This is a genomic window from Arthrobacter sp. 05N429, from assembly GCF_056397045.1.
Genome location: NZ_JBFTMQ010000013.1, coordinates 24,129 through 50,632, shown reverse-complemented (window position 1 = coordinate 50,632; position 26,504 = coordinate 24,129). Strand labels below are relative to the sequence as shown.

Genomic DNA, 26,504 nt, shown 5'->3' with positions numbered 1-26,504 from the left:
CGCCCCATCCGGCGCGGTTCGAAACCAGCCGCCGCGGAGTTCCCCGGCAAGCACGTGCCGGACACCAAAGCACGGCCATCCCATCAGATGGCCGTGCTTTTCCGTTGGGAATCCATTGCGGCGCCCTCCACTCCCATGCTGTTCCAGATCGGCACACTCGCGGGCCGGCCCGTGCTGCTCGTCGGATTCAGCGGGGGTGCAGCCTTCGCCGGCGGGCTGATACTTGACGATCCGCAGCGCTACTCCGGAGCGGCTATTTTGTATGGCACATTGCCGTTCGACGCCGGGGTCCCTGTCACGCCGGAACGGCTGGCCGGCCTTCCGGTTTTCGTCGCCCAGGGCGACCAGGACACGGTGATCCCCGCAGAGCTGCTGGCCCGCACCTGGCGATACCTGCAGACGGAATCCGCCGCCCGCACCCGCGCCCGCCGCGATCCCGGAGGGCACCGCATTACGGAACAGACACTGGGCGAACTCGGGGACTGGATCCACGAGACCTCGCCCTTCCCTGAAGCCGTCGAGGCCCGCCGCCCCTGAGCCAGATGGGCCAACGCCGACAGCTTCCGCGCATCCCTTTCCCAAATACTTGACGCTTCAACTTTTTAGGAATACGTTAGTTGTAGCTTCAACTAACGCTCTCCCAGTAGAACAGAATCTGATGAAAACCCTCCTGGCCCGCATATTCGGAAAGAAGACTCCAATGACGAACCTCACCATCATCGGCAACGGCAGCATGGCCCGCGGCATCGCAACCCGTGCCCTCGCCGGCGGCCAGACCGTCGAGATCCTCGGACAGGACGCCGCCAAGGCGCAGGAACTGGCCGCCGAGCTCGGCGCCGGCGTCACCTTCGGCACCACAGTTGACGCTCCTCAGGGCGACATCGTGGTCCTGGCCGTCCCGTTCGACGCCGCGAAGTCCATTGTCAGGGCCTATGGCGATGCTTTGGCCGGCAAGACCGTCGTGGACATTACCAACCCGGTGAACTTCGAGACCTTCGATTCCCTGGTCATTGAGCCCGGGAACTCCGCCGCCGAGGAAATCGCGAAGCTTGCCCCCGCTGGCGCCCATGTTGTCAAGGCCTTCAACACGACCTTCGCCGGCACCCTGGTGGCCGGCGAGTCAGGCGGACAGCCGCTGGACGTCTTCATCGCCGGCGACAATGCAGCAGCCAACGCTGCTGTCAGCACCTTCGTCGGCGCAGGCGGAATGCGCCCCCTGGTGGTCGGTCCGCTCAAGCGCGCCCGCGAACTGGAAGGCTTCCAGTTCGTCCTCATGACCATGCAGGCCAACCCGGAGTTCGCCGACTTCAACTGGGACACAGGACTCCAGGTCACCAAGTAGTAGTAACCGGCTGCTGGCAGCCGCCGGAACCAGGAGCACGACGGCGGGAAGTTTCCCGCCGTCGTGCTCCTTCGTTTGCCGCTGGCGAGCCCCTCCCGCCGCGCGGAATGCTGCCAATGGAGGGCAAAGCCGCCGTACTTCCCTACTGACAGGCCAAGCAGGCGTCGGATAAAATCGGGGTCCCACGGTCCATCAACCGACGCCCCGACGGTTCGGCAAGACCAACAGATCGCCGGGCTGAGCAGAGAGGCCAGCCATGGACTTCGTCCCCGCCACCGGGCAACCGCTGGATCCTTTTCCCCAGTACGAGCGGATGAGGGAATCCACACCAGTCTTTCTCGACGGGCAGTCGGGAAGTTGGCATGTTTTCCGGTACGACGACGTGCAGCGGGTGCTGTCCGAGCACGCCAGGTTTTCCTCGCGAATGGGCGGCGACGAGTCGTCCGAGGCAGGTCACTTGTTCGCGTCGAGCCTGATCACGACAGACCCGCCGCGGCACCGGCAGCTACGCTCGCTGGTCACCCAGGCCTTCACGCCGAAAGCTGTGGATGCGCTTGCTCCCCGCATATCGGAGCTCACTGCCGCGCTTCTTGAGGAGATCACTTCCCGCGGAACAGCGGACCTGATCGAGGCGCTGGCGTACCCGCTGCCGGTCATCGTGATCTCGGAACTGATGGGGATTCCCGCGGAGGACCGTGACCGCTTCAAGCGGTGGTCCGATGTGATCGTGAGCCAGACGAGGACCGGGGCGGCGACTGAGGACCACCAGGCCGCGAACCAGGAGATGACCGGGTACTTCCTGGACCTGATCGAACAGCGGCGGAGCCGGCCAGGCGATGATTTGATCAGCAACCTGCTTGCCGCCGAGATTGACGGGCAGAAGCTGAGCGTGGCTGAACTGCTGGGCTTCTGCGCCCTGCTGCTCGTCGCGGGCAATGAGACAACCACCAATCTGATCGGCAACGCAGTTCTTTGTTTCACCGAAGTGCCCGGCACCATCGATCGGTTGGTGCAGGAGCCAGAACTGCTTCCCCAGGCCATAGAAGAAGTGCTCCGCTTTCGCTCCCCCGTCCAGTCCATGTACCGGGTGACCGTTGCTGACACCACCCTGGGCGACGTCCAGATTCCGGCCGGGGCCCCGGTGGTGGCCTGGATCGGCTCCGCGAACCGAGACGAGCGGCAGTTCGAGCGGCCCGCCCAGTTCGACGTCGACCGCGGCCAGATCCGGCATCTGGCCTTCGGCCACGGCATTCACTTCTGCCTTGGTGCCCCGCTGGCACGGCTCGAAGCACGGATCGCGCTGGAGGCCACCCTGACCCGACTGCCCGGACTGGCCCTCGCCCCGGGAGCCCAGCTGGAACGGATGGACAGCACCATCGTCTACGGCGTGAAGTCGCTTCCGGTCAGCTGGAACGCGGCCTGAATGAACCCGTCGAAGACGCCGGCCGAGATCCTTGATATTGCCGGCGCCGAGGTGAGCATCTCCAGTCCGGACAAGGTGGTGTTTCCCGAGCCCGGGCTGACGAAGCTCGATGTGGTCCGCTACTACCTCGCCGTCGCGGATGGTGCGCTGCGTGGCGCCGGCGGACGGCCCATGGTGCTCAAGCGCTTCCCGAAGGGGATCGGCGCTGAGCCGTTCTTCCAAAAGCGTGTGCCGGAAAACCATCCCGGCTTCGTCGACACGGCGACGCTGCACTATGCGTCGGGGACTTCAGCCGAGGAGGCCGTCATCCGGGATGCTGCGGGCTTGGCGTGGGTGGTGAATCTGGGATGCCTGGACCTCAACCCGCACCCCGTGCGCGCCGAGGATCTGGAGCACCCCGACGAGCTCCGGGTCGACCTCGACCCGATGCCGGGGGTCGACTGGAAGCAGATCGTCGACGTCGCCTATGTCGCACGGGAGGTGCTTGAGGAAGTCGGACTTGTGGGGTGGCCCAAGACGAGCGGTTCGCGGGGACTCCACATCCTGGTGCGCATCGCGCCCCGGTGGTCGTACCGCGACGTGCGGCTCGCCGCCGAGACACTCGCCCGCGAGGTCGAAAACCGCGCTCCGGGCCTCGCCACCGCGCGGTGGTGGAAAGAGGAGCGCGGGGAGAGTGTGTTCGTCGACTTCAACCAGAACGCCAAAGACCGCACCGTGGCATCGGCGTATTCGATCCGGCCCCTGCCCGACGCCCGGGTCTCGACTCCGCTCACTTGGGCCGAGGTCACCTCCACCCGGCCGGAACAATTCACCGTGCTCACGGTTCCCGAGCGGTTCGCCGACGTGGGCGACCCCCACTCCGGCATTGACGACGCGGCCGGTTCGCTCGACGGCCTGCTCGCTTTGGCTGCCGAACTCGGCCCCGCCGAGAAGCCGCCGCGCGGCGGCGACGGCGCGGGCCGCCGGAAGTCGGTGATGCCGCTGATCGAGGTGGCACGTACCAAGACCAAGCCCGAGGCGCTTGCGGCGCTCGACGAATGGAAGACCACGCATGCGGGCCTCGTCCCTGCTCTGCATCCGGCCGACATACTCGTCGACGGAATGCGCGGATCGAGTTCCCTCTGGTACCGGGTGCGGGTGAACCTGCAGCACGTCCCCGAAAATCAACGTCCGCCTCAGGAAGACCTCATCGCTGACTACAACCCCTGGGCGGGCAAGGAGTGGCCGGGGCGCACCGGGCCCTGACACCACCGGGTCCGACATACTGGTTACATGCAGGCTACGACGGTGTTGGTCGAGGGCGAGAGTGACCGGCTGGCGGTCGAGACGCTGGCTATTCGCCGTGGCCTTGACCTGACAGCCTTGCGGGTGTCGGTCGTGCCGATGGGAGGTGCGACCAGCATCGTCCGGTTCCTCGACTACTACGGCCCGAATGGCGCGGGCCACCGGTTGTTCGGCCTGTGCGATGAGGGCGAATCCCGTGGCATCGCCCGCGCGCTCGGCCGTGCAGGTATCGGGCCCGGTCCGCTGGCTGAGCTTGGGTTCCATGTCTGTCGTGCCGATCTAGAGGACGAACTCATCCGCTGCCTGGGGATCGACGCTGTGCTCAACGTCATCGCGGCTCAAGGCGAGCTCGCGTCGTTTCGGCTCCTGCAACGCCAGCCGTCACTGCGGGAGCGGCCTGTAACGGAGCAGTTGCAACGGTTCTTCGGAGGACGCAGCGGCAACAAGGTCCGGTACGCCCCGCTGCTGGTCGACGCACTGCCGGCCGGGCATGCGCCTCCGCCGCTCGCCCGGCTCGTTGCATCATTGGTCGTGTGATCGCCCGGCTCGGCTCCGGAAAATGGCCTGCCGCTCCATCCTTGACCTGCCCGAGGTCAGCGGCCGGCGCCCACCGGAAGGGGCGTTGATAACGCGGCGTCCGGCCACTACCGTTACGTGACGTGGACGTGACTTTCAGCGCGGATGTGTTCGAATGGCGTGGCCCCGCGCCCTTCTACTGGGTGTCGCCGCCCGCGGACGTATGTGACTACCTGCGGGCGGAGGCAGCAGCCGTCACCTACGGGTGGGGAGCCATCCCGGTGTGCGTTCGGATCGGCGGCACCGTATGGGAGACCTCGTTGCTGCCGCGCAACGGCGGGTACGTGCTGCCGATGAAAAAGGCGGTCCGCACACAGGAACATTTTGGCGGCGGCGACACCGTGACGGTGGCCATGAGCGTGGCTCCCCGCGGGGGTCGGGCCGCCAATGGCACCGGCCCAACCGTGTGAGGCACCGGCGGAAAGCACCAAGACCTGATCCCTGACAGTTCACCTGCCGGCCATGGGCAGTTCGATGCGAGTGCACAAAGTTTCGAGAGCCTAGGTGGGCGTGACCGGCACTTGCCGGTTCGGAACAGGAAGAGGTTTTACATGCGCCGCACAGAACGCGTGCTCGGGATCGTCACGGGGTTGGCAGTGGCCGCCCTGAGTGCCTTCACCGCACCGGCCGCGCAGGCCGCCCAGAGCATGGCACAGGGCAACGGGCCTCATTCCACCGTCCAGGTCATCGCCCACCGGGGATCCAGTGGCGCAGCCCCCGAAAACACCCTCGCAGCCGTTGAACTCGCGCTGCAGCAGGACGCCGACGTGGTCGAGAACGACATCCAGCGCACCGCCGACGGCGCCCTTGTGATCGTTCACGACACGACTTTGGCCCGCACCACCGACGTCGAGACTGTCTTTCCCGACCGGGCACCGTGGAACGTCCGCGACTTCACCCTCGCCGAGATCAAGAAGCTCGACGCCGGCTCGTGGTTCGCGCCCGAGTTCGCCGGCCAGCGCGTGCCGACGCTCGCGGAGTGGGCGCACGCCGTCGGCCGTCAAACAGGCATGCTGCTGGAGGTCAAGTCGCCCGAGCTCTACCCAGGCATTGAGATCGATGTCGACAGGGAACTGCGAGCCCTTCCCGAATTCACCCAAGCCCTCCGGCACGGCCGGGTAATGATGCAGTCCTTCAACCACGAGTGGCTGCGCGCATACGATGCTTTAGCGGTCGACGTGCCGGTCGGTCTGCTCTTCGCCGGCGGCCCGCCGTCCGAGGCGCAACTCGCCGACGCCGCCACCTGGGCGCAGGCTGCCAACCCGGCACTCGGCGACATCACGCAAAACACCGTCGCGATGATCCATGGCTACGGCCTGAAGACGTACACCTGGACCGTGAACGGCGGCCAGGACATGCGCCGCGCCATTAATTGGGGCGTCGACGGGGTCATCACCAACTACCCACAGGTGTTGCGCGACATCATCTAGATTCGGCGCTGACACTTGCGGCTTAACAAGTCCGGTGCCGGCTTCGAGGAAGGCTCCGTCCGTATCGGACGGAGCCTTCCTTGGCACTTCCTCCCCCGCGTTCGCGGTGCCCTTCCAGCGGAGGATGACACCATGGGGACATGACTCCTGCTCCAGGCGTATCCAGCTTCTTCCGGCGTCCCCAGCCCATCAAACCCAAAGCGGGTCAGGAATCGGTGTGGGACTACCCGCGGCCGCCAAGGGTCGAGCCGCGATCCGAACGGGTCATCGTGCGGCTGGGCGGGCAGGTGATTGCCGACACCACCGAGGCAGTGCGCGTCCTGGAGACGAGTCATCCGCCTGTCTACTACTTGCCATTGAGTGCATTCCCTCCCGGTGTACTCGTCCCGGTCGAGGGCACCAGCTTCTGCGAGTTCAAGGGAGAAGCGCAGTACTTCGACGTCGTTGCCGGCGGAGTCGTTGTTCCCCGTGCCGGGTGGACTTATCCAAATCCGGCGCCGGGGTTCGAGTCGCTCAGTAGCCGGGTGGCCCTCTACCCGCGTCACATGGACTCCTGCGAGGTCGACGGCGAACTGGTGACTTTCCAGGACGGTGACTTCTACGGCGGTTGGATCACCGGGCAGGTCGTTGGTCCGTTCAAGGGCGGCCCGGGCACGGCCGGGTGGTGAGCACACCGCCCTAGCGCCGGCAAGACTGGCACGTCCTCCCGCTGGCGGCCGCCCCGTCGCSGGGGCGSCCGCCAGGTTCAGTGAGCTGTTAGTGCTCCGCTTCTGCGGCAGCCTTCTTGGCGTTTTTCTCGGCGTCCTTCTCGGCCCGCAGAGTCTCTGTCTCGTGCTGTTCCTCGGCTTTTTCCTGGCGGATGACCGCTGCGAAGAGCTTCTCCATCTCCTTGGCCACGCCGGCGGCTGAGGCCGGGTTCTGACCGGTCACCAGCCGGTCGTCGACCACAACCTTTTCCTCGAAGACACCAGCGGAGACGTGGGTGGCGCCCTGTTCCTCGAGCCGGTCTGCCAAAAAGAACGGGATGACCTTGTCCTTTCCCGCGGCAACTTCCTCGTCGTTGGTGAAGGCGGCGACCTTCCGGCCCTCGACCAGGCGAAGCCCGTTCTCCAGTTCCACGTTCAGCAGGCCGGCCGGTCCGTGGCAGACCGCGCCCACCAAGCCGCCGGCGTTGTAGACGCTCGCCACCAGATGCTGCAAGCCTTCGCTGTCGGGGAAGTCCCACATGGTGCCGTGCCCGCCCACGAGATAGACGGCGTCGTACTGGTCGGGATCAACGACTTCGACGCGGGCAGTGTTGTAGAGACCTGCGCTCGTGGTCTCGTCCTCCGTGAAGGCGACCTGGAGAGGATCTTCCGAGTCCACCTCGTCGCGCGGGGGCTGGCCGCCCTGGATGGACGCGAAGTCGACGAAATGCCCGGAATCCTTGAAGACCTTCCAGGGATGGGCAGCCTCGGCCACGTTGTAGCCGGTCCTCTCCCCTGTATCGCCGATCTCGGAAACGCTGGTCAGTACCATGAGGATTTTCTTCATGAAATGCTCCTTTCGTCCGACTTCCACCCTACGCCCAGCCCAATTTCCCGACTGGATGCTGCCGTGGCCTTCGGCCGGCGCACCCCTGGCGCGCTCCTGCTTGCAGTTCTTCTGCGGCGGCCGACCATATCCGTGCCGGCGCCGGAAGAGGCGTTCCGAGGGTTACGCGAATTTGCCTGGGCGAACCATCAGACTCTGCACGACACGGCAACGCACGTCATCAACCGGACGTCATCAACCGCACGCTCAGTCTGTAGCCCGGCGGGGTGGGCGAATGGCCCACCGTCAAAGCTCTCGATAGTAGTACAACATGGGGTCCGTCTGATTGGGTTCGGTGCTGGTGAACCCGCGTACTTCATAGAACCGGCGTGCGTCGGTGTCCTCGCCGTCGACGTTTATTTCCATTAGCTCGCCGCCCCGGTCTCGAACCAAGTCACACGCTGCATCCAAAAGTGCGCTGCCCAGGCGACGGCCGCGCAGGCCTGGACGGACGTAGAGCTCGTCGAGGATCGCGACCGGACCTGGGTACCAGACGTTGGGCCGGAAACTAAGCACGGCAAGACCGCCTGCTGGCTCGCCGATGAGCAGCACGACCACGTCGTCCCCCGCCAAGAGCAGTCCCAGCCGCGCTCGAAGCTCGTCCGGGTCCGGCGTCGGAGTCGAAAACTCGCTGTTGAAAGCATGAAGCAACCGGGCAACGGCAGCGGCGTCGGCCGGCGTCGCCCGCCGCGGCCTCTGGACGCCGGCCGAATCGTCGGGGGTCATGTCTTCATCATGAGGAGCAGGCGAGGCGAAGTCCACCATGACCGCGCACAATCGGTGGACCCCCGCCTGCCGGTTTCCCGCTGACTCCTGGTTCGAGAGGAAACCCGTTTGCGTTTCCGGTTTAGGAGTTTGGCGGGGTTTCTCCGGTCCGTAGCTCGTCGCCGTGGGCGATGACCGCGTAGATGATCAGCACGTCGATGGCGATGACGATCAGGGACCACCATGGCTGCGCCGGAATGAGCATCAGTTGGACGACCGCGCTGACGCCCGCAAGGACGACAGCAACGACTCGAGCCCACGTTGCACCGGAGAAGAGCGCGACCGCGGTGAGGATCAAAAGCACCCCAAGGGCCAGATTCCACCAGCCCCATCCCTTGGCATCGAAGAGGAAAAGAGCGTTAGGCGTGGACAAATAGTAGCTGTCGGGCCCTGTGAGCGCGACGAGGCCTTGAAGGCCGCTGAAAACGCCATTGATTATCAGAATGACTCCGGCGAAACGGACCCAACCGGTCCAGCCAGTCGAAGCGACAGGATGATGGGCAGTACTCATTTTGCCGACCTCTTTCCGTTGAATGCTCTGTCGTCGGCCTCAGGGTCGGCGCAGTCGTGTCGTGAAGCCCCGTACCGATTCCGGTTATGTTCCTCGCAGTCCGGGCCGGTCAACCTAGATCTGAAGGTCCTCCGCTACTCCATCCTGCGCCTCGGTGAAATGCGGCACCTCATCCGCTCCGGGGGATCTCAGACCAAGATATTGATCTAGCAGGCCCATCGCTCACCATTGCGTAGCAGGAGGAACGAGCTGCCGCCGAGCACGGCGGTGACTAAGCTGGCTGCAATTGCGACGAAAGGTCCCCGTCGCAGGAATGGTTCCTCAATAGCGTCACGGCGCAGGTGGGACCGGTTGGTTCCGACCATCACGGTGGCATCCCAGCGGACGATGGCACCATGGGGACATGACTCCTGCTCACGGTGTATCCGGCTTCTTCCGGCGCGCCCCCAGCCCATCAAACCCAAGGCTGGTCAAGAATCGGTGTGGGACTACCCGCGGCCGCCGCGCAAGATGGCGACTTCTATGGCGGTTGGATCACCAGGCAGATCGTTGGTCCGTTCAAGGGTGGCCCGGTCACGGCCGGGTGGTGAGCACAGCGCTCTTGCGCCTGGCGCCGCAGGCCTGAAAAGCAGTGCCGCCGCCGGGCCCGGCCGGGGCCGCCGCGGGCTCTTGACGCGGCCCGGGCCACGAGGGTAGACAAAGGCCATGCTGGTGTCGTCGCGGGGGCCAGGACCGCAAATCAAACGCGGGCTGCGCGGGGACCGTCATTGTGACCCAGGGCGGATCAGCGAAGTGAGGTGTGAGCGATGACCGGATTAGCTGCCCTGCGCTTCGCGGCGCTCGGCTGGGCAGGCTTCATCGCCGCGGAAGCGGGGATTGCGGACGATTGGGGGTATTACTTCGGGGTCTTCGTGATTGTGCTGGCCCAGTGCGCCGGTGTCCCGCTTCCCGCCGTGGCCGTACTGCTTGGGGCCTACGCCTCGGCGCGCCACGGAGATCTGAACCTTCCTGCCGTTATCGCGGTCGGCAGCCTGGGCGCCATCCTCGGGAGCACTATTGGCTACATACTTGGGCGGGTGGGAGGCCGTCCGTTGATGCTGCGACTTGCACGGCGCTTCCACGCAGACGAGAACCGCATTGCCCAACTGGAGTCGTTCTTCGACCGGCACGGCGGCACAGCCCTGTTCTTCGGCCGCTGGGTCATTGTAGTGCGGCTTTGGGGCGCCATTGCCGCGGGGGCCGCGAAGATGCCGTGGCCCAAGTTCCTGCTGTGGACCATCCCAGGGTGTATTGCCTGGGTCGCCAGCCTCAGCGTTCTCGCCTATCTGGCCGGGGCAGTTGCCCATGCGATCGGTGACGCTCTCGACATCGGCGGCTGGGTGCTGGTCCCCATCGTGGCGCTTGGCCTGGTGTTTGTCTGGCGCCGGCGCAGACGCCGGAAGCTCAAGTCAGCGGAAGGGGCAGGGGACGGCGTGCCCGACGCCGAATAAAGGCCGGGGCTTCATTGTCCTGCCGGGATCAACGTCGGCCCCCGCCCTGAACGCTAGTCCCCGGCGTTGAGGCGTCCTGCTGCGATGGTGGCGAGGTCGTCACGGAACAGTTCGGGCTCACTCTCCGTGTGGAAGTCCACAAGGTCTTCGGCCGCGTCGAGGGATTCCCCTGAGTCTGGAGTGAGGGCGGCGAAGACGGTGGTGAGCTCGTCTTGTTCCGGTCCCAAGTCTGCAATGAGTTCGATCGTTTTGTGGTTGGCGGCGTCAATGTGAAGGCTGTCGATGAGGATCCGGGCGATTTGGTCCGGGGAGAATGCCGGCGGCGCGGGCCTGGCCGCGCACGAGCGCCCGCACCATGTAGCCCTGTTGCAGCGCCGCGGCCACGGCGTAGCGGCCGATGCTTCCGGTGGCACCGACAATCAGAACAGTGGACGGACGGCGGCTCATTTCTTCTGCTTGACTGTGGCCCTTGTCGTTTCACCCTGGGTGGCGGCCCAACTGGCCAGTACTTTCAGCGCGTCCTCGGAGGGTGTGCCGGGATCTGCTGTGTACACATTGATACGCAGTCCCGGGTCTGCGGGGAGTTCCAACGCTTCAAAGCTCAAGTCCAGATCCCCGACGATCGGGTGGTGGAGCCGTTTGCGGCCGGCACGGTGATACTTCACGTCGTGCCGGGCCCACCGGGCGCGGAACTCCTCGCTTCGGGTTGAGAGTTCACCGATCAGGTCTGTGAGGTCCTTGTCGTACGGGTTCTTCCCGGCTGTGGACCGCAGGACGGCGACGATGTCATCCGCCGCCCGTTCCCAATCGGCGAAGAACTCCCGCGCTTTCGGGTTCAGGAAGGTGAACCGTGCACTGTTCGGCGGGGTGTTCTGTTCGGCCATCAAGTCCAGATACAGGGCACGGCCCAATTCGTTGGCAGCGAGGACATCACCGCGGTCGTTGCGGACCCAGGCCGGCGCCGTCGTGATCGCCTCGATGACGCGTTGCACACTCGGCCGCACTGTCTGCGGACTGCGCTTGCGCCGCACCCGTGGGGAGGCTGTGGCCGCGCGGGCCAGGTCAAATAGGTGGGCCGTTTCGGCGTCGTCAAGCTTCAGGGCCCGCCCGAGGGCTTCGAGGACGCTGTCCGAGGCGCCGGAGAGGTTTCCCCGCTCCAACCGGATGTAGTAGTCGATGCTCATTCCGGCGAGCATGGCGACTTCCTCGCGTCGCAGCCCGGCAACGCGCCGGTTGCCTCCATAGACCGGCAGGCCGGCTTCATCCGGGGTGATCCTTGCGCGCCGGGAGGTCAGGAATTTCCGCACGTCGTCGCTGTGTGTCATGGCTTCCACGCTACCCGCGGCCGCTGGCGCGAGGGAGGCACTGCCATTACCCGGAACGGCCGTGACTCCCGGCCCGTGCGGAATCGGGGTTGCATTGAAAGCATGAAACCTGAACCCACAACCGCTCCCCACCGGCAGCGATCTTGGCGATCATCCTCGTCAGCTACTTCATGATCCTGCTGGACAACTCGGTCATCTTCACCGCCCTGCCGAGCCTGCACGCTGACCTGCGGCTGAGCACCGGTGAGCTGTCCTGGGTTCAGGATTCGTACACGCTGGTCTTTGGCGGCCTGCTGCTCCTCGGCGCCTGGGCAGGAGACCTTCTCGGACGCCGGCGGGTCTTCGTCGTCGGGCTGGTCCGTGTCGGCGTCGACTCCGGCTATCTGGCCGGTGTGGCCCTGCCGATGGTCCTCATTAGCGCGGGCCAGGGCATCGCGTTGCCCGCGGCGCGGCCTGTGGAACTGGCCGAGACGCCAGCTGAACCGCCAAACCCGAAGGGGGCCCTGTCAGTACCCTGATCGGCCGTGACTCCCACGAAGTACGTGACCGGAGTTGACTGGAATATCCGACAACCGAGTAAGGAATTTCACCATGCGAGCAACACTGATGTACGGCGCCGGCGACGTGCGCGTCGAAACCGTTCCGGCCGGCTACCAGGCCATGGCCCGCCGCGAAGCGCTCAAAGTGCTCGACCGCCCGTAAGCGAAGGAACAGGACAAACCATGAACATCACACTCAACAACGGGGTCATCATGCCCGCTATCGGGCTCGGCGTCTTCCAAAGCGCCCCCGAACTGACAACCGCCGCCGTCGAGGCCGCGCTGGCCACCGGCTACCGGCACATCGACACCGCAGCCGCCTATGGCAACGAGCGGGAAGTCGGGCAGGGGATCCGCACCTCCGGCCTTGACCGTGCCGAGGTGTTCATCGAGACCAAGGTCTGGGTCAGTGACTACGGCTACGACCAGACACTGCGTGCTTGGGATAAGGCGACCGGCAAACTCCGCGTCGACTATCTGGACCTGCTCATCCTGCACCAGCCCGCCCCCGACCGGTTCGAAAAGACCATCGCCGCCTATAAGGCGCTGGAGGCGCTGCTTGCTGACGGACGGGTGCGGGCGATCGGTGTCAGCAACTTCATGCCGCACCACCTGCAGCAGCTGCTCGACGCGACCGACGTCGTCCCGGCCGTAAACCAGATCGAACTACACCCGTACTTCACCCAGCCCGACGTCCAGGCCGCCGATGCCCGGAACGGGATCCTTACCCAGGCCTGGTCACCGATCGGCGGGATCACCTTTTACCCAGGGTGGGGCGAGGAGCGGCGCAACGTCATGGAAGACCCCACAATCGCCGCCATCGCGCAGGCCCACGGGAAGAGTCCGGCGCAGGTCATGCTCCGCTGGCACCTGCAGCTCGGCCGCTCAGCCATACCGAAATCCACGAAACCGGCACGCATCGCCGAAAACTTCGACGTGTTCACCTTCGAACTCAGTGCCGTCGAGCTCGCCGCCATCGACGCGCTCGACACCGGAATGCGCAACGGCCCGGACCCGGACCAGGCCCGCGAAGAGCGCTTCGCCATGGTCATCCCCGAAGCCTAAGACAGAAACAAGGAGTCATCATGGAATACCGTCCCCTCGGCCGCACCGGTGTGCAGGTCAGTCCCTTGTGCCTGGGCGCGATGATGTTCGGCCCCTGGGGCAACAAGGACACCGCCGATTCCATCCGCATCATCCACCATGCCCTCGACGCGGGCATCAACTTCATCGACACTGCCGACGTCTACTCCGGCGGGGCGTCCGAGGAAATCGTCGGGCAGGCACTGGAGGGCCGGCGCGATGACGTGTTCCTCGCGACGAAGTTCTTCATGCCCATGAGCGAAGACCCCAACCAGCGCGGCGGATCCCGCCGCTGGATCATCCGCGAAGTCGAAAACTCCCTCCGCCGCCTGAACACGGACTACATCGACCTCTACCAGGTCCACCGGCCCAGCCCGGACACCGACATCGAGGAGACGCTCGGTGCCCTCACCGACCTCGTCCGCCAAGGCAAGGTCCGCTACATCGGTTCGTCGTCGTACTCGGGATCCCAGATTGTGGAGGCCCAATGGGCCTCCCGGGAACGCAACCTGGAGCGGTTCGTCACCGAGCAGCCGCCCTACTCGGTCCTGGTCCGCGGCATCGAGGAAGACATCCTCCCGACAGTGCAACGCCACGGCATGGGGACCCTCACCTACAGCCCGCTCAGCGGCGGGTGGCTCTCAGGGCGCTGGCGCAAAGACTCGGCGTCCGCACCCACGTCGTCAGCCCGCCCGAGCGCGCGGTTCGATATGACAAGTCCGGCCAACCAGCGAAAACTCGACATCGTTGAAGACCTCGCCCAGCTCGCCGAACAAACCGGGCTGACGCTCATCGAACTGGCCATCGCGTTCGTGATCCACCACCCGGGCGTCACGGCAGCGATCGTGGGACCGCGCACCATGGAACAGCTCGAGTCGTACCTGCCCGCCGCGGACATCAGGCTGGGTGCCGACGTGCTGGACCGCATCGACCAACTCGTCGCCCCCGGCGTGACCGTCAACCCCGACGACAACAGCTACGGCGCGCACGAGCTCACGCCCCAGGCACGACGGCGGTGACCGACGTGACCACGCCGGACGCCAGCCTTGCCGACGACTTCACATCAGTGTCCACATTGAAGGAAGGAACTTCATGACTGACCAGCCCAAACAGCTAGCCATCACGCATGTCACGCTCTACGCCGGCTGGCCCAAGGGCATGTCGGCAATGGGCGTGGCCAGGCAGCTCTGCACAGACAACAAATAGTAAGGAAGACCATGAATATCGAACCTTCAGCGCCGACCACCAAGAACCCGGCGGCCCAGTTCGCCGGCGACGTGTGGCTTGACCCGATCGCGTTGCCTCACGAGGCCGCCCAAACGATGGTCGTTGCGACAGTCCGCTTCGCGCCGGGAGCGCGCACGGCCTGGCACTCCCACGAGCACGGCCAGTACCTGCGCGTCACCCAAGGTGTAGGCCGATTCGGTACCCGGGACGGAGTGATCATCGAAGTCCACCCCGGCCAGACGCTTTACACTCCACCCGGTGAGGAACATTGGCACGCCTCCGCCCCAGACTGCTTCATGGAACACATTGCCATGCTCCAAAACGGCGAAGACCCATCCAAGACCACCACATGGGGTGAGCACATCACAGACGAGGAGTACAACGGCCGCTAAAGCCGGATCACATGCGGCCGAGATAGTCCGGGCGGGAGTGGCGCGGAACGTCAGCCGATCAGTACTCGCCTTTGATCACGAAGTAGGAGCCGCGGATAACGCCTGCCAGCTTTGATTTCTGGCGGGCGAACTTGAAACGCGAAGCCAATTCCTCTGGAATCTCCATGCCTTCGGCCAGTTTGAATCCTACGGCGCGCTTCCCGCCCTCTTCGATGCTGTACATGACGTTGATCGAAAGCCCCGACTCGTAGAACACGTAATCCATCCGTAAACCGTCGACTTCGAAGGCGGTCGCTTCGAGCGGGCGGGAGCCGATGACAATGTCACGCTCGTCCCTAAGGATGCGGTTCACCCGGTCGACGACCTCCGGAACCTCGATTGCAGAGCTAACAGTGAAGACGTGGTCGTACTTGTTGCGGTAGTAGCGCCCCTCGTTGGCGCGCAACCCAGCGAGCGATGCGGCCACAGGAGACGATTCCAGTCCAACCGTGGAAACGTTTTCGAAGTCAACAACGTACGGCATACGTCCTCCTCAGCAGATGTGTTGGACCAACGATATCGTGGCGACATGCTTTCACCGACGTCGAAGTTATGCACGCGGACGAGAGACATGACTCAAGACCGACGATGGGAGAAACAAGCCGCAAATGGTGCGGAACCGCGCAGCGGATGCCCCATCAAATGCGGCGCTCGGGGTCTTTCGGCCCCGTGGACTCATTCGGCAGTGCCCGTCGTCACGGCGTAGGCGGTGGCTTGGGCCCGCACCTGGCGAATGTAGGGATCGGACTGGTTGTAGGAGTAGATGGCGTCGGTCCATCCTTGCGCGGTTGTGAGGTCACGGCCGTGGGCGCACAGATAGGTCGCCGCGCTGAGGGCGGCGTCGTCGATGTTGAACGGGTCCGCTGTTCCGTCCCCGTTCCCGTCCCGGCCGACAAGCTGCCAGGTGGTGGGAATGAACTGCATGGGTCCGACGGCGTGGTCCCAGCGGGCGTCGCCGTCCAGGGCACCGGCGTCCGTGTCGGCGATGGCGGCGAATCCGTTGCCATCGAGGCTCGGGCCCACAATTGGGCCACTCGCCTGCCCTGCGGCGTTGACGCTGCCTCCGCCGTAAGTTCCGTGCGCTGATTCGACCGAGCCGACAGCTGCCACGGTGTTCCAGCCAATCCCGCACATCGGAGCGGAATCGTTGGCCGTGGCGGCAGCAGCAACATAGGCCCGGAGCGCGCGGGCAGGAATCCCGGTCTGCGCGGCAGCCCCGATGAGCCACTGGGCATCCGGGCTCGGGGTCACATTCACGGCGGTGGTGATGCCGGTCGATAACATTTCAAGTTTCGCCCCCGCTCGCGGAGGTGCAGAAAGAGCCCCGTAGGCGTCTGCGCCGGGCTGCCTGGTTACCCAGAACGAGAATGCGGTGATGACGCACACCGCGAACAGGCTGAAAACCATAAAGCGTTTTAGACGGAGCACTGACTAATCAAACCATCCCAGCTCCCAGACCGAGTGCCGAACCGGTCCACGTCGGATCAAGAAGGCCGTCGGGTCGGTCGCGGATGCTTTGGCATCAGACACGCAGCAGGCAGCTCCCCACGGCACATCGCCTCCCAAATCCAGCGTCATGTAGCAGACGCCGCAGGCAGGTCCAGACGGCGCGAGACCAGGTTGCGGAGACCTATGACGATCTGGTCAAGGCGAGTCAGGACGTCGCGAGAGACGAGGTGGACGCCATTCAAGCGGCCGAAAACAAGTTCGATCGGGCCGTCAAGGACGTTCCCGACGCTGCCACGCTGACCCAGGCGGTCAACTCCCTGCGGGACTAAGCAGCCAACGTCCAGGCCGCGGTTAGCGACCTGCAAACGGCGGCCAGTGCTAAGTCTCGGAAGTTGGTCCGTCCTGGCTGGTGAGGCACGGGCGGCCTGGCGCGGCTAGCCGGGCTTGGTTGCGTAGTGCTTCAGGAACAATGCCAGGGACTCGGCCAAGGCGCTGATCTCACTGGGGTCCACGCTTTCGTTCGGTGCGTGAATGAGGGCGAGGGGTTCCTCGACCCCTAGCAGGATGATCTCCGCATCCGGGTAGGTGTCGGCGAAGACGTTGCAGAGCGGGATAGATCCCCCTTGCCCCAGGGTTGCCATGGGCCGCCCATAGGCCTCCGACATCGCGGCGCTCATCGCTTCGAAGGCCGGGCCGCCGACTTCCGCCTGGAACGGCGATCCGATGGCCTCGAGGTCCACCGTGACGTGGACACCCCAGGGCGCTGCAGCCCGGAGATGGGTGACCAGGGCCGTGTGGGCGTCCGCTGCGGCCATGCCGGGCGGGACACGCAGGTTCAGGCGCGCCGATGCCCGCGGCACGATCGACGCCGTCGAGCCGGTCACCGCCGGGCAGTCAATGCCGAGCACGGTGATGGCCGGCCGCGCCCAGAGCATGTCGGACACGCTGCCGTCTCCCAACAATGAGACGCCCTCGAGCACACCGGCGTCGGCGCGGAACTGTTCGGGCGGATAGGGCGCGCCGGTCCAGGTCTGGGCGTTGTCCAATCCGCTGACGGTTGTGTTGCCTTGCTGGTCCCGCAGAGATGCCAGCATGGAGATCAGCGCGGCGAGAGCATCGGGGGCTGCACCGCCGAACATGCCGGAGTGGAGTTCTGACGCCATCGCCTGCACCGTCACAACGACGTTGACCATTCCGCGCAGGGTCACGGTCGCCGCGGGGTGTCCCACTGCGGCGTTGCCGGTGTCGCAGACCAGGATGCTGTCGGCCCGGAGCAGGTCAGGGTGGCTCTCGACGAAGGCCTCAAGTCCCCCGGTCCCCTGTTCCTCCGACCCCTCCACGACCAGCTTCAGGTTCACCGGCACGTCGTCGCCAAGCGCCCTGAGTGCAATCAGGTGGGCAAGTATGTTGCCCTTGCAGTCGGCGGAGCCGCGCCCGTACCAGCGGCCGCCCACTTCCGTGAGTTCGAAGGGCGGGGTCCGCCATGCTGCATCGTCGAGGGGTGGCTGAACGTCGTAGTGCGCGTAGAGGAGCACTGTCGGCGCGTCGGGATCGGGTCCCGGTCTCGAGCCGACGACGGCGTCTGAGCCGTCCGGTGTCCGCTCAAGGCGGGCATCCGAAAAGCCGAGCTCGGCGAATTTGTCGAGTACCCAGTGCGCCGCTTTGGCGCACTCCTCCGGGGGAAACTGCCGCGGGTCCGCCACAGAGCGGATGGCCACAAATTCGGCGAGCTCCCCCTGCGCCGGACGCATCAGATCGGCAATGCGGGAGCGTAAGTCCACGGCTCACCCACCGCCCGACGTGTAGGTATTAAGGCCGTCGATGAACTGCTGGAAGTCAGCCAGCTTGTCCGGGCAATAGATCTTGATAATCGCGAGCTCGCCTCTGGCGACGCGGTCGCTCGCGATCACCGGCCTGTTTCCGGGCCCGGTTGCGCCGTTCGTCAGCTGGCTGTGGAAGATGGCCCGGCTCAGCGCGTCGTTCGGGTTCGCGCAGACCGCGCCACCGTCGTCGCCAAGCACCCGGGCTATCTGTTCGCGCGATGGGGCCGTTCCCCCGGCGGCATTGATCTCCGCGATCAGCTGGTCGGCCTTCGCCAGGGACTGTTGGGTCTCCCTCGCCGACCTGAAGTTCAGCAGAGCGACAACGGCGAATATCACGAGCAAGATCATGGAGACGATGTAAACGACCGAGCGGCCGCGCTTGGTGGAGGACTCCATATGTGTGCTCATGACTCCGGCACTCCCTTCTGCGCCGCGTCGTCAGGCAGCTTCCACGACGGTTTGCGGAACCTGTAGAAGAGGAACGGCACGAGCAGGCCGAGCCCCAGCGCGCCGCCGCCGACGATCAGGAAATAGACAACCGGATCGCCGTTGCCGAACTGTGACGGCGGGACGAACCCAACAAGCAGGGCGGCCAGTGAAGCGGCGAACCCGACGCCGCACAGCCCGATCAGCATCGGCGCGCGGTAGCCGCGCGGGTGGTCCGGATCGTTGCGGCGGAGCCGGACGGCTGCCACGAACATCAGCAGGTACATGATCAGGTAGACCTGCGTGGTGATCACCGAGAAGATCCAGTACGCGCTGGAGACATCCGGGATCAGCGCGTAGCCGAGCGCGATCACGGTGGTGACGAGTCCTTGGACCACCAGGAGGTTCTGCTGAATGCCGTTCTTGTTCAGCTTTTGCAGGAACGGTGGGAGGTAGCCTTCCTCACGCGAGATCAGCAGCAGGCCCTTGGACGGACCGGCCAGCCAGGTGAGCATGCCGCCGAGGGAGGCAGCGACCAGCATGATTCCAAGGATCGGAGTGAGGCCTTGCAGGCTGAAGGACGCCAGCACGGCGTCGAAGGCCTGCATGACGCCCGCAGTGAGGGAGAGCTCCTCAGCCGGGACGATCCAGCTGATCGCCAGCGCCGGAAGGATGAAGATCAGGAGGACGAGTCCCATGGCCAGGAACATCGACTTTGGGTACTCCTTGGCCGGGTCCTTCAGCGAGGACACGTGCACCGCGTTCATTTCCATGCCGCTGTAGGACAGGAAGTTGTTCACGATCAGCACCAGACTGGCCAGCCCGGCCCACTCGGGGAGGAAGTTGGCCGCAGTCATCGGGGCGGCCGACTCGTTGCCTTGGCCGAGGAACATGACGCCCAGGAAAACGAGTAGCGCGCCCGGGATCAAGGTCCCGATGATCAATCCTCCGCTGGCCAGGCCCGCCACACCCTTCGTGCCCCGGGATGAGACATATACGCCGGCCCAGTAGAACACCACAATCACCAGCGCGGTCCAGACACCGTTGCTGGCCAGGTCCGGGTTGAACACATAGGCGAGCGTGCTCGCGACGAAACCCAGCAGAGTCGGATAGTAGAAAATGGTCATCGCGAACTGACACCAAACTGCCAGGAAACCCATGGGCTTGGAAATGCCCGTCGCGACCCACTTGTAGATACCGCCCGTCCATCCGGACGCCAGCTCGGCGGACACGAGAGAGGTGGGCAGCAGGAAGACGATGGCGGGAACCACGTACAGGAAGACTGACGCGAGTCCGTAGACGGCCATGGTCGGGGCGGCTCGCAGGCTGGCCACCGAACTGGTGGTCATCAGGGCAAGGGCCACCCAGGAGATCCACACGGCGGTGGGCACTTTCGGGCGGGCCATAGTCTGATCGCTCACGGCAACCACCTCCCGGGGCGCTCCGCGGCGGGGGGCATAGGCCAGACGGAGCTAAACCGCCTGGGGCAAGTAGTCAACGGCCTGAACATGCCACTACCCCCTTATCGCACAATGTGCTCGGTGCCTACAGCATGGACCTAGGAATTAGCCGCGAATAGTATCCATCTCCTCTTATTGCCCGGCCGCCACGGTGCTATTCTGCCCGCCCTCGGACGCACTTGCAGAGCAGGTCGGTGATCAAGGCCAGGCGGGCAAACTACTGGACGATTCTCATCTCGTGCGAGGTCTGGTTGAGCCGCCGTCCGCCGTCGGGAACCACCGTCACGATGTCCTCGATCCGTACGCCGAACCTCCCCGGCAGGTAGATTCCGGGTTCGATCGAGAAGCACATGCCGGGGTGGAGGACCTGGGTTTCGCCCTCGACCATGTACGGCGGCTCGTGAGTGGTCAGTCCGATTCCGTGCCCGACGCGGTGAATGAAGTAGTCGCCGTAGCCGGCTTCAGTGATCACCGCCCGGGACACGCGATCGATCTCCTGGCACTCGACTCCGGGCCGCACGGCCTCGAAACCGGCCTGCTGTGCGAGCCTGACGACGTCGTGAACCTCGCGCTCCTCGGCGGTGGGTTCGCCGACGTGCACGGTCCGCGTCGTGTCTGATCCGTAGCCGTGTTTGAGGCCGCCGAAGTCGAGCACCACCATGTCGCCGTCCTCGATAATCCGCGGGCCGATCTCGTGGTGAGGGTTGGCGCCGTTCGGACCCGAGCCGACGACGGTGAAGTCCACCTGCGAATGACCGAAATGGCGAAGCAGGTCGGAGAGATCAGAGCCGACGTCGGCCTCGCTGCGCCCAGCGAACCGCACGGTGACGATCTCCTCGTACGCCTGGTCTGCGGCGGCGCCGGCCGCCGCCAGACGCTCGATCTCATCGTCATCCTTGATCGCCCGAAGCATTGGCAGGGCGGTCGTCATCGAAACGTAGGACGACTTGGGCAGTCGATCCTGCAGACCGAGGAGGTGCATGGCCCAAGCCGAGTCAGAGACGGCGTAACGTCCGGCGCCGGCCATCAGCGTCGCAGATTCCGTGTAGGGGTCGCTCCCGTCGGTCCAGTCGGTGATCCGCAGAATCGAGGCGCCGGCGGCCGCTTCCGCATCGGGCCTCTCGAGCCTCGGAACGATCATGGCGGGCTCCGCATCGACTGGGATCACCAGCATGGTGATGCGTTCAGTGATGGCCACGGGTGCATACCCTGTGAGGTACAGGAGGTCCGGTCCGGGAGTGACCAGGATGCCGTCGAGCCCGGCATCTTGGGCGGCGTGGGCTGCCCGCCGCAACCGCTCCGCGAAATCATCAGCAGTGAACGGAGCCGGCTCGGAAAGGCTGCGATGATCACTCATGCTTCGCATTTTCGTGCGCGGGGCATCACTGGTCAACCCATCGCCCGGACAGCGCGCCCAACCAGCTGCGGATCGGACCGCCCAACAACGGCAAGTCACTGAGCGCGGCTTCTCCGTCTCCTCAGAACCAGATCGTCGCCGCTTTGCGGGCAGCAGTTTCGACCATCGCCCGGTGCGCTGCCCGATCGGCTTCCTCGGCCGTGGTCAGCGGCGCCGTATTGGCTCCCACCGCTCCATCCATGGCTTCGCGAATGATGTCTGCATGTCCCAAATGTTGAGACGTCTCGATGAGCATATGCACCAGCACGGTGAGGAGGGAGACGTCTGAACGCCACCATGACACGTGGCCCGCTGCGTCAATGGGCAGTGACTCGATCGTGGCATCGGCGTGCAAGCATGCCCGCTGGTACGCGGCCATAATGTCGGCACGCGCCTCAGACTCTGGTACCCACATGAAGTCCCGATTCCGAAAGTCACCGTCGAGCGTTGGGACGGGCTGCTCTGGATACGGCCGACCGAACACATGCCCGAAGTAGGCTGCCTCGTAAAGCGTCAGGTGTTTCATCAAGCCGAGAAGGTTTGTGCCTGTTCGGCTCATGGGCCGGCGCACGTCGTACTCACTCAGTCCCTCGAGTTTCGTCACGAATTGTTCACGCGCTTGTCGGTGTCGCTCGTGAAGGTGTGCTTTTCCCGGATTCGTCGATCACGGTCCGAAGTCTACGGCGCTCACATGTCCGGGTAGGTAGCCGCGCTTTAGTGAATCGCAATTGGTGAGGTTGGTGATTTCTCGTCGTCGGGATGAGAAGGTTGCAGCACTAAAACCCATTCGGCGTACAAGATTCCAGCGGCGACGGCGACGAAGAGACCCGCAAGAAGCCAGAAGCGCCGTACACGGTATTCGATCCCGCGGGCGAAAGGACCGGCGGCCGGCGCCGCAGGTCAACCGCACTCGCTTTTCAATCCTTCTTCGCGGCGGACACGTCGATGCATACGATTCCCTGGTTGCCGTCCTGGTCGGCGATCACTGTGAGGGAGGGCGCGTTGCTTGCTTCGACGACGGTCCCGCCCGCGGCGAGGGCGGCGGCGATCCGTAGCTCAGCCACCTCGGGCGCCACATATACCTCGATATGGAACCGCTGGCGCGGGGTCTCGTGCTCGTCGGCGTCCCCGAACCACAGGTTCGGTACACGTCCCGTGGCGTCCCGGATTTCGTCGCTGGGTGACCCGCGGCCCTGGGCCTCGGCGATCCCGGTCAGCAGGGCGGCCCACACTGGGGCGATGGTCGCGGAACGCGCCGTGTCAAGGCCGAGCTCAACGTGGCTGACCGAGGCCGGGTCGGCGTCGATCCTGGAGTCTGCGGCGATCTCGGTGATTCGCCGCGCCAGGTCGACGTCCTGCTGGGTCACCCATTCAACGACGTGTTCGGTGCCCTCGCCGTCGCGGTAGATGGCGTCGTCCGTGATCAGCTTGAGGTCGACGTACCCATTGCCGATCGACACGCGCGGGTGGTGTCCGAGCGTGTCGGCCGCCTCGCCCACCGCGGCGACGAACCGTGCGCCGGCGCCGAAGTCGTCGACCAGGTAGCGGGCATGCAGCCCCTGGGCCAGTTTGCGCCAGTCGGTCAGGTTGGCCTCGGCGATCTGTTCGCCCCGCAGCATGTCCATAGACGGGGATCCTACCAAGGTCAGTCAAGAGTGCTGGCAGTCCGCAAGCCTGTCCCAATGCTGTTGAGCAGCTCGTCGGTGCTACTCGGCCCGCTGAGACTTGGCCAGCCCGGGCATCGCCGCGGCCAAGTGTGTCCCTTGACACACCTACACTTTTGTCTAATTATTGGACAGAAGGTGTTGCAGTGACGCACACCCGATTGGAGCAGTCAATGAATCGGAACTACTTACAGCCCTCACAGAGCCAGCCTTCACGTCGAAGCATCCTGCTCGCGGGGCTCGGGACCGCCATGTCCCTGCCCTTCCTGTCAGCCTGTGCAGGCTTCGATACCAGCGGTGCGGCCGCCGGTGAAGGCACCGTCGGCTTCCTCTCGACGCAGTTCACGCCCGTCGAGGAAAAGCAGCGCTACGAAGCTGTCCTCAAGAAATTCCTCAAGGTGCCCGTGGCCTACAACCCGGTCGACGCCGGCGTCTTCGCGTCGACGGTTCGGTCCCAGGTGGAATCCGGCAACGTGAGTCTCTCCCTCCTGGGCGGTCTTCACGGCGACCTCGCCCCCCTGGCGGACTCGCTCGAAGACGTCGACCCTCTGATCCGCGACCTGGCGGGCCGCGGTTTCGGCAAGGAAATCATCGAGCTGACCAAGGTGGGCGGCACCACCTCCAAATATGTTCCCTGGATGCAGGCAACATATGTGGTGGCCGTCAATAAGAAAGCCCTCGAATGGCTGCCCAGCGGAGTGGACGTCAACGACCTCAGCTATGAGGACTTCCTGGCGTGGGCCAAGGCGGCAAAACAGGGCGCCGGCCGTCCGGTTTTCGGCATGCCGGCCGGACCCAAGGGCCTGCACCACCGCTTCTATCAGGGCTTCCTGCTTCCGAGCTTCAGCGGCGGCCAGATCACCACCTTCCGGAATCCCGACGCCGTCACGGCATGGAACTACATGCGCGAACTCTGGGACAACATGGCCCCCGCCTCCACCAACTACGACGCGATGCAGGAACCCCTGGCGCGCGGCGAAGTGCTGGTGGCCTGGGACCACGTCGCCCGGCTCGTTGGTGCGCCCGCTGACAAGCCGAATGACTGGCTCATGGTCCCGGCCCCGCGCGGACCGAAGGGCCGGGGCTACATGCTCATCGTCGCCGGCGTCGCAATGCCCAAGGGCGGACGCGAAGGCGAGCGCGCCGAACAGGCCATCCGTGGCCTCTCGGAACCGCTCACGCAGGTCGAAACCCTGCGCAGCAATGCGTTCTTCCCCGTGGTGCAGACGGAACTGCCCACCGACCTTGCGGGCGCCGTCGCACTCGAAGCGGCGGCCGTCCGCCTCCAGCAGCGATCGCCCGGCGCCCTCCTGGCCTTGCCGCCGGTCGGGCTGGGTAAGAAGGACGGGGAAGTCTCCCAAATCTTCAAGAACTGCTTCCAGGAGATCTGCCTGAACGACTCCCCTGTCCAGTCCACCCTGGACCGCCAGGCCACCCAGCTCAACACCATACTGAAAGAGCTGAACGTGCCCTGCTGGGATCCCGACCCCGTTTCGCCCGGCACGAAGTGCGAGGTGGCGTAATGACCGTCATATCCCCGCCTGCCAGCCCGACTGAGGTCCAGGCCCCACCGCGGCCCCGCCGCGTGCCGCCCGCCGTGTGGCTGATCGGCCCGTCGATCCTCTTCATGTCCCTGCTGCTCGGCTGGCCGGTTGTCCAAGGCGTCCTGCAGGCCTTCCAGAACGAGCAGGGCTTCACCCTTGACTACGTGAACCGGATGGTCGAGGACCCCTACTTCTGGCCCGCGGTGCGGAACACGGTCCTGCTGGTTGCGGTCATGATCCCGCTCCAGTTCGGCATTGCCATCTCCATGGCCCTGCTCCTGCGGTCCAACCCGCGGCTGAACAAGCTGCACTTCTTCGTCTGGGCCATTCCCCTGGCGCTCAGCGACCTGGCCGCCGGCCTGGTATGGCTGTCCATCTTCAACGACCGCGGTTACCTGAATTCGTTCCTCAAAGGCTTCGGCATCGACGGTATCTCCTGGCTCGCCTACGACAACCAGGCAACGCTCTTCTTCTGCGTCCTCATCGCCGAAGTCTGGCGCTCCACCTCGCTGGTCCTGGTGATCGTCGTCGCCGGCCTGCAGGGCATCCCGAAGGACTACGACGAAGCCGCCCAGGTCTTTGGTGGCACCTTCTGGCAGCGCCTGCGCCACGTGACCCTTCCGCTCCTGAAGCCCAGCCTGCAGGTGGCCTTGATACTCCGCACCATCCTTGCGTTCCAGACGTTCGCGGTGGCACAGGCACTCACCGGACAGAACTTCCCCCTCGTCGTCGGCGAAACCTACCGCTGGTACACGGCCCTGCAGAACCCGAACGTCGCCGCGGCGCTGGCGCTGGTTATCCTCGTCGCGTCGATGCTGACCTCCATCTTCTACCTGCGGGCACTCCGCGAGAAAGGGCAGGGAAGCACCCGATGAGCACCCCCACCGTAGACACAGCACCCCTCCGGCGACGGCGCCGGCACCGGATGTACCTGCAGATGGCCTGCGTCAGCATCTCACTCATGATGCTGGCCCCGATCTACCTGATCTCGCTGGCCGCACTTTCGACGCGCGAATCCCTCAACCAGTTCCCGCTCAGCCTCCTCCCGACCAATATCTCCTTCGAGACCCTCAACGCGTTCCTGTCCTCCACCGGAATCTTCGGAGCACTGGGCAACTCCCTGATCGTCGGCGTGGGCACCCTGCTCCTCTCTGCGGTTATCGGGATCCCCGGCGGGTACGCCCTGGCCCGATTCGCTTTCCCCGGCAAGGACCCGTACCAATTGTTTCTGCTATTTACCCGGGCCCTGCCGATCGTGGTGCTGTCGGTGCCGCTGGCGAAGGTGTTCCTGACCGCCAACATTTACGACACAACCTACGGCGTCATCCTGCTCCACACATCCCTGGCCCTGCCTACGACCATCCTGATCTCGGCCAGTGTGTTCCTCGGAGTCCCGGCCGATGTGGAAGAGGCCGCCCGCATCTTCGGCTGCAGTCCGTTTGGTGCCTTCGCCCGGGTGGTAATGCCCATGGCGCTGCCCGGACTGGCTGCGGCCTCGATCTTCACCTTCGTGATGTCGTGGAACGAAGTGCTGGGCGCCTCCATCCTGACGCTGGACCACCGCACGCTGCCGGCCCAAGTCCTGACCTCACTGTCGGATTCGCCCCTGGCGTACCGCTTCGCCGGCGGCTTCGCGCTGGTTATCCCCTCGATCATTTTCATCGCCTTCATGCGGCGGTATCTGATCAACATGTGGGGCTCCACGATCCGCTGATGCTCCGCCCCTCCACACTTCCCGGAATCA

Annotated in this window: 29 protein-coding genes and 2 pseudogenes; 17 read left to right on the top strand and 14 right to left on the bottom strand. The window is 65.0% G+C overall.

Annotation, left to right across the window (positions count from 1 at the left end; translation table 11 throughout):
• The first annotated feature begins 135 nt into the window (after positions 1 to 135).
• The 8 genes from AC1DF4_RS16840 (at position 136) to AC1DF4_RS16805 (ending at position 6,723) form a co-directional block, all read left to right on the top strand.
• Positions 136 to 537 (top strand): alpha/beta hydrolase, encoded by a 402-nt coding sequence (locus AC1DF4_RS16840; RefSeq protein WP_476913954.1) that lies wholly within the window; start codon positions 136 to 138, stop codon positions 535 to 537.
• Between the two features lie 163 nt (positions 538 to 700).
• A complete protein-coding gene (locus tag AC1DF4_RS16835) occupies positions 701 to 1,342 on the top strand; it encodes an NADPH-dependent F420 reductase (RefSeq protein ID WP_476913953.1) in 642 nt (213 codons plus the stop codon).
• Positions 1,343 to 1,598: 256 nt separating this feature from the next.
• Complete coding sequence (locus AC1DF4_RS16830; RefSeq protein ID WP_476913952.1) at positions 1,599 to 2,765, top strand: cytochrome P450; 1,167 nt, start codon at positions 1,599 to 1,601, stop codon at positions 2,763 to 2,765.
• Positions 2,766 to 4,010 carry a non-homologous end-joining DNA ligase gene (ligD, locus tag AC1DF4_RS16825; protein WP_476913951.1) on the top strand — a complete coding sequence of 415 codons (1,245 nt, stop codon included), beginning with the start codon at positions 2,766 to 2,768 and terminating at the stop codon, positions 4,008 to 4,010.
• A gap of 27 nt (positions 4,011 to 4,037) precedes the next feature.
• Positions 4,038 to 4,586, top strand: coding sequence for a TOPRIM nucleotidyl transferase/hydrolase domain-containing protein (locus AC1DF4_RS16820; RefSeq protein WP_476913950.1), 549 nt, complete (start codon positions 4,038 to 4,040; stop codon positions 4,584 to 4,586).
• A 122-nt stretch (positions 4,587 to 4,708) separates the two neighbouring features.
• A complete protein-coding gene (locus AC1DF4_RS16815) occupies positions 4,709 to 5,035 on the top strand; it encodes a DUF1905 domain-containing protein (RefSeq protein WP_476913949.1) in 327 nt (108 codons plus the stop codon).
• Positions 5,036 to 5,176: 141 nt separating this feature from the next.
• Positions 5,177 to 6,055 (top strand): glycerophosphodiester phosphodiesterase family protein, encoded by an 879-nt coding sequence (locus AC1DF4_RS16810; protein ID WP_476913948.1) that lies wholly within the window; start codon positions 5,177 to 5,179, stop codon positions 6,053 to 6,055.
• Positions 6,056 to 6,195: 140 nt separating this feature from the next.
• On the top strand, positions 6,196 to 6,723 hold the full coding sequence (locus AC1DF4_RS16805; RefSeq protein ID WP_476913947.1) for a DUF427 domain-containing protein: 528 nt from the start codon (positions 6,196 to 6,198) through the stop codon (positions 6,721 to 6,723).
• Between the two features lie 88 nt (positions 6,724 to 6,811).
• Here the strand turns inward: AC1DF4_RS16805 and AC1DF4_RS16800 are convergent, their stop codons facing one another.
• The 3 genes from AC1DF4_RS16800 to AC1DF4_RS16790 form a co-directional block, all read right to left on the bottom strand.
• Positions 6,812 to 7,588 carry a type 1 glutamine amidotransferase domain-containing protein gene (locus tag AC1DF4_RS16800; RefSeq protein WP_476913946.1) on the bottom strand — a complete coding sequence of 259 codons (777 nt, stop codon included), beginning with the start codon at positions 7,586 to 7,588 and terminating at the stop codon, positions 6,812 to 6,814.
• A gap of 285 nt (positions 7,589 to 7,873) precedes the next feature.
• Positions 7,874 to 8,353 (bottom strand): GNAT family N-acetyltransferase, encoded by a 480-nt coding sequence (locus AC1DF4_RS16795; protein ID WP_476913945.1) that lies wholly within the window; start codon positions 8,351 to 8,353, stop codon positions 7,874 to 7,876.
• Positions 8,354 to 8,474: 121 nt separating this feature from the next.
• Positions 8,475 to 8,903, bottom strand: a complete 429-nt coding sequence (locus AC1DF4_RS16790) for a DUF7144 family membrane protein (RefSeq protein WP_476913944.1) — start codon at positions 8,901 to 8,903, stop codon at positions 8,475 to 8,477.
• Positions 8,904 to 9,406: 503 nt separating this feature from the next.
• On the opposite strand from AC1DF4_RS16790, the pseudogene AC1DF4_RS16785 reads away from it, so the two are divergent.
• Positions 9,407 to 9,493, top strand: a pseudogene (locus AC1DF4_RS16785) (DUF427 domain-containing protein); the annotation flags it as partial.
• Between the two features lie 216 nt (positions 9,494 to 9,709).
• On the top strand, positions 9,710 to 10,393 hold the full coding sequence (locus AC1DF4_RS16780) for a DedA family protein (protein WP_476913943.1): 684 nt from the start codon (positions 9,710 to 9,712) through the stop codon (positions 10,391 to 10,393).
• Positions 10,394 to 10,446: 53 nt separating this feature from the next.
• Here the strand turns inward: AC1DF4_RS16780 and AC1DF4_RS16775 are convergent, their stop codons facing one another.
• From AC1DF4_RS16775 to AC1DF4_RS16765, 3 genes are read right to left on the bottom strand one after another with little or no spacing between them, the layout of a single operon-like run.
• Positions 10,447 to 10,620, bottom strand: a complete 174-nt coding sequence (locus tag AC1DF4_RS16775; protein WP_476913942.1) for a hypothetical protein — start codon at positions 10,618 to 10,620, stop codon at positions 10,447 to 10,449.
• Positions 10,621 to 10,657: 37 nt separating this feature from the next.
• Complete coding sequence (locus AC1DF4_RS16770; RefSeq protein WP_476913941.1) at positions 10,658 to 10,840, bottom strand: NmrA family NAD(P)-binding protein; 183 nt, start codon at positions 10,838 to 10,840, stop codon at positions 10,658 to 10,660.
• Positions 10,837 to 11,718, bottom strand: a complete 882-nt coding sequence (locus AC1DF4_RS16765) for a helix-turn-helix transcriptional regulator (protein ID WP_476913940.1) — start codon at positions 11,716 to 11,718, stop codon at positions 10,837 to 10,839. Before AC1DF4_RS16765 ends, AC1DF4_RS16770 begins: the two co-directional genes overlap by 4 nt.
• Before the next feature lie 143 nt (positions 11,719 to 11,861).
• Between AC1DF4_RS16765 and AC1DF4_RS16760 the strand changes: the two genes are divergently transcribed.
• The 4 genes from AC1DF4_RS16760 (at position 11,862) to AC1DF4_RS16745 (ending at position 14,959) form a co-directional block, all read left to right on the top strand.
• Positions 11,862 to 12,236 (top strand): MFS transporter, encoded by a 375-nt coding sequence (locus tag AC1DF4_RS16760; RefSeq protein ID WP_476913939.1) that lies wholly within the window; start codon positions 11,862 to 11,864, stop codon positions 12,234 to 12,236.
• A 204-nt stretch (positions 12,237 to 12,440) separates the two neighbouring features.
• The gene (locus tag AC1DF4_RS16755) at positions 12,441 to 13,322 is read left to right on the top strand and encodes an aldo/keto reductase (protein ID WP_476913938.1); all 882 of its coding nucleotides are present in this window, start codon (positions 12,441 to 12,443) and stop codon (positions 13,320 to 13,322) included.
• Positions 13,323 to 13,342: 20 nt separating this feature from the next.
• Positions 13,343 to 14,359 carry an aldo/keto reductase gene (locus tag AC1DF4_RS16750; RefSeq protein ID WP_476913937.1) on the top strand — a complete coding sequence of 339 codons (1,017 nt, stop codon included), beginning with the start codon at positions 13,343 to 13,345 and terminating at the stop codon, positions 14,357 to 14,359.
• A 198-nt stretch (positions 14,360 to 14,557) separates the two neighbouring features.
• Positions 14,558 to 14,959 (top strand): (R)-mandelonitrile lyase, encoded by a 402-nt coding sequence (locus AC1DF4_RS16745; protein ID WP_476913936.1) that lies wholly within the window; start codon positions 14,558 to 14,560, stop codon positions 14,957 to 14,959.
• Between the two features lie 58 nt (positions 14,960 to 15,017).
• On the opposite strand, the gene AC1DF4_RS16740 is transcribed toward AC1DF4_RS16745, so the two are convergent.
• From AC1DF4_RS16740 to AC1DF4_RS16705, 8 genes and pseudogenes are all read right to left on the bottom strand, one after another.
• Positions 15,018 to 15,482 (bottom strand): phage tail protein, encoded by a 465-nt coding sequence (locus AC1DF4_RS16740; protein WP_476913935.1) that lies wholly within the window; start codon positions 15,480 to 15,482, stop codon positions 15,018 to 15,020.
• 191 nt (positions 15,483 to 15,673) lie between these two features.
• Positions 15,674 to 16,282 carry a lytic transglycosylase domain-containing protein gene (locus AC1DF4_RS16735; RefSeq protein WP_476913934.1) on the bottom strand — a complete coding sequence of 203 codons (609 nt, stop codon included), beginning with the start codon at positions 16,280 to 16,282 and terminating at the stop codon, positions 15,674 to 15,676.
• 599 nt (positions 16,283 to 16,881) lie between these two features.
• Positions 16,882 to 18,228, bottom strand: coding sequence for a M20/M25/M40 family metallo-hydrolase (locus AC1DF4_RS16730; RefSeq protein WP_476913933.1), 1,347 nt, complete (start codon positions 18,226 to 18,228; stop codon positions 16,882 to 16,884).
• Between the two features lie 3 nt (positions 18,229 to 18,231).
• Positions 18,232 to 18,678: a hypothetical protein gene (locus tag AC1DF4_RS16725; protein WP_476913932.1), complete on the bottom strand. Its 447-nt coding sequence runs from the start codon at positions 18,676 to 18,678 to the stop codon at positions 18,232 to 18,234.
• Complete coding sequence (gene gadC / locus AC1DF4_RS16720; protein ID WP_476913931.1) at positions 18,675 to 20,117, bottom strand: glutamate/gamma-aminobutyrate antiporter GadC; 1,443 nt, start codon at positions 20,115 to 20,117, stop codon at positions 18,675 to 18,677. The genes AC1DF4_RS16725 and gadC overlap by 4 nt, the downstream gene beginning before the upstream one ends.
• Positions 20,118 to 20,373: 256 nt before the next feature.
• Positions 20,374 to 21,513, bottom strand: coding sequence for an aminopeptidase P family protein (locus AC1DF4_RS16715; RefSeq protein ID WP_476913930.1), 1,140 nt, complete (start codon positions 21,511 to 21,513; stop codon positions 20,374 to 20,376).
• Positions 21,514 to 21,634: 121 nt separating this feature from the next.
• A pseudogene (locus tag AC1DF4_RS16710) lies at positions 21,635 to 22,165 on the bottom strand (DinB family protein); the annotation flags it as partial.
• Positions 22,166 to 22,469: 304 nt separating this feature from the next.
• Positions 22,470 to 23,177: a 4a-hydroxytetrahydrobiopterin dehydratase gene (locus tag AC1DF4_RS16705; protein WP_476913929.1), complete on the bottom strand. Its 708-nt coding sequence runs from the start codon at positions 23,175 to 23,177 to the stop codon at positions 22,470 to 22,472.
• A gap of 212 nt (positions 23,178 to 23,389) precedes the next feature.
• Here AC1DF4_RS16705 and AC1DF4_RS16700 point away from each other — a divergent pair, with 212 nt between their 5' ends.
• The 3 genes from AC1DF4_RS16700 to AC1DF4_RS16690 are packed head-to-tail and all read left to right on the top strand — an operon-like array spanning position 23,390 to position 26,474.
• A complete protein-coding gene (locus tag AC1DF4_RS16700; RefSeq protein ID WP_476913928.1) occupies positions 23,390 to 24,739 on the top strand; it encodes an ABC transporter substrate-binding protein in 1,350 nt (449 codons plus the stop codon).
• Positions 24,739 to 25,635: a carbohydrate ABC transporter permease gene (locus AC1DF4_RS16695; RefSeq protein ID WP_476913927.1), complete on the top strand. Its 897-nt coding sequence runs from the start codon at positions 24,739 to 24,741 to the stop codon at positions 25,633 to 25,635. Before AC1DF4_RS16700 ends, AC1DF4_RS16695 begins: the two co-directional genes overlap by 1 nt.
• Complete coding sequence (locus tag AC1DF4_RS16690; RefSeq protein ID WP_476913926.1) at positions 25,632 to 26,474, top strand: carbohydrate ABC transporter permease; 843 nt, start codon at positions 25,632 to 25,634, stop codon at positions 26,472 to 26,474. The genes AC1DF4_RS16695 and AC1DF4_RS16690 overlap by 4 nt, the downstream gene beginning before the upstream one ends.
• Positions 26,475 to 26,504 lie beyond the last annotated feature (30 nt).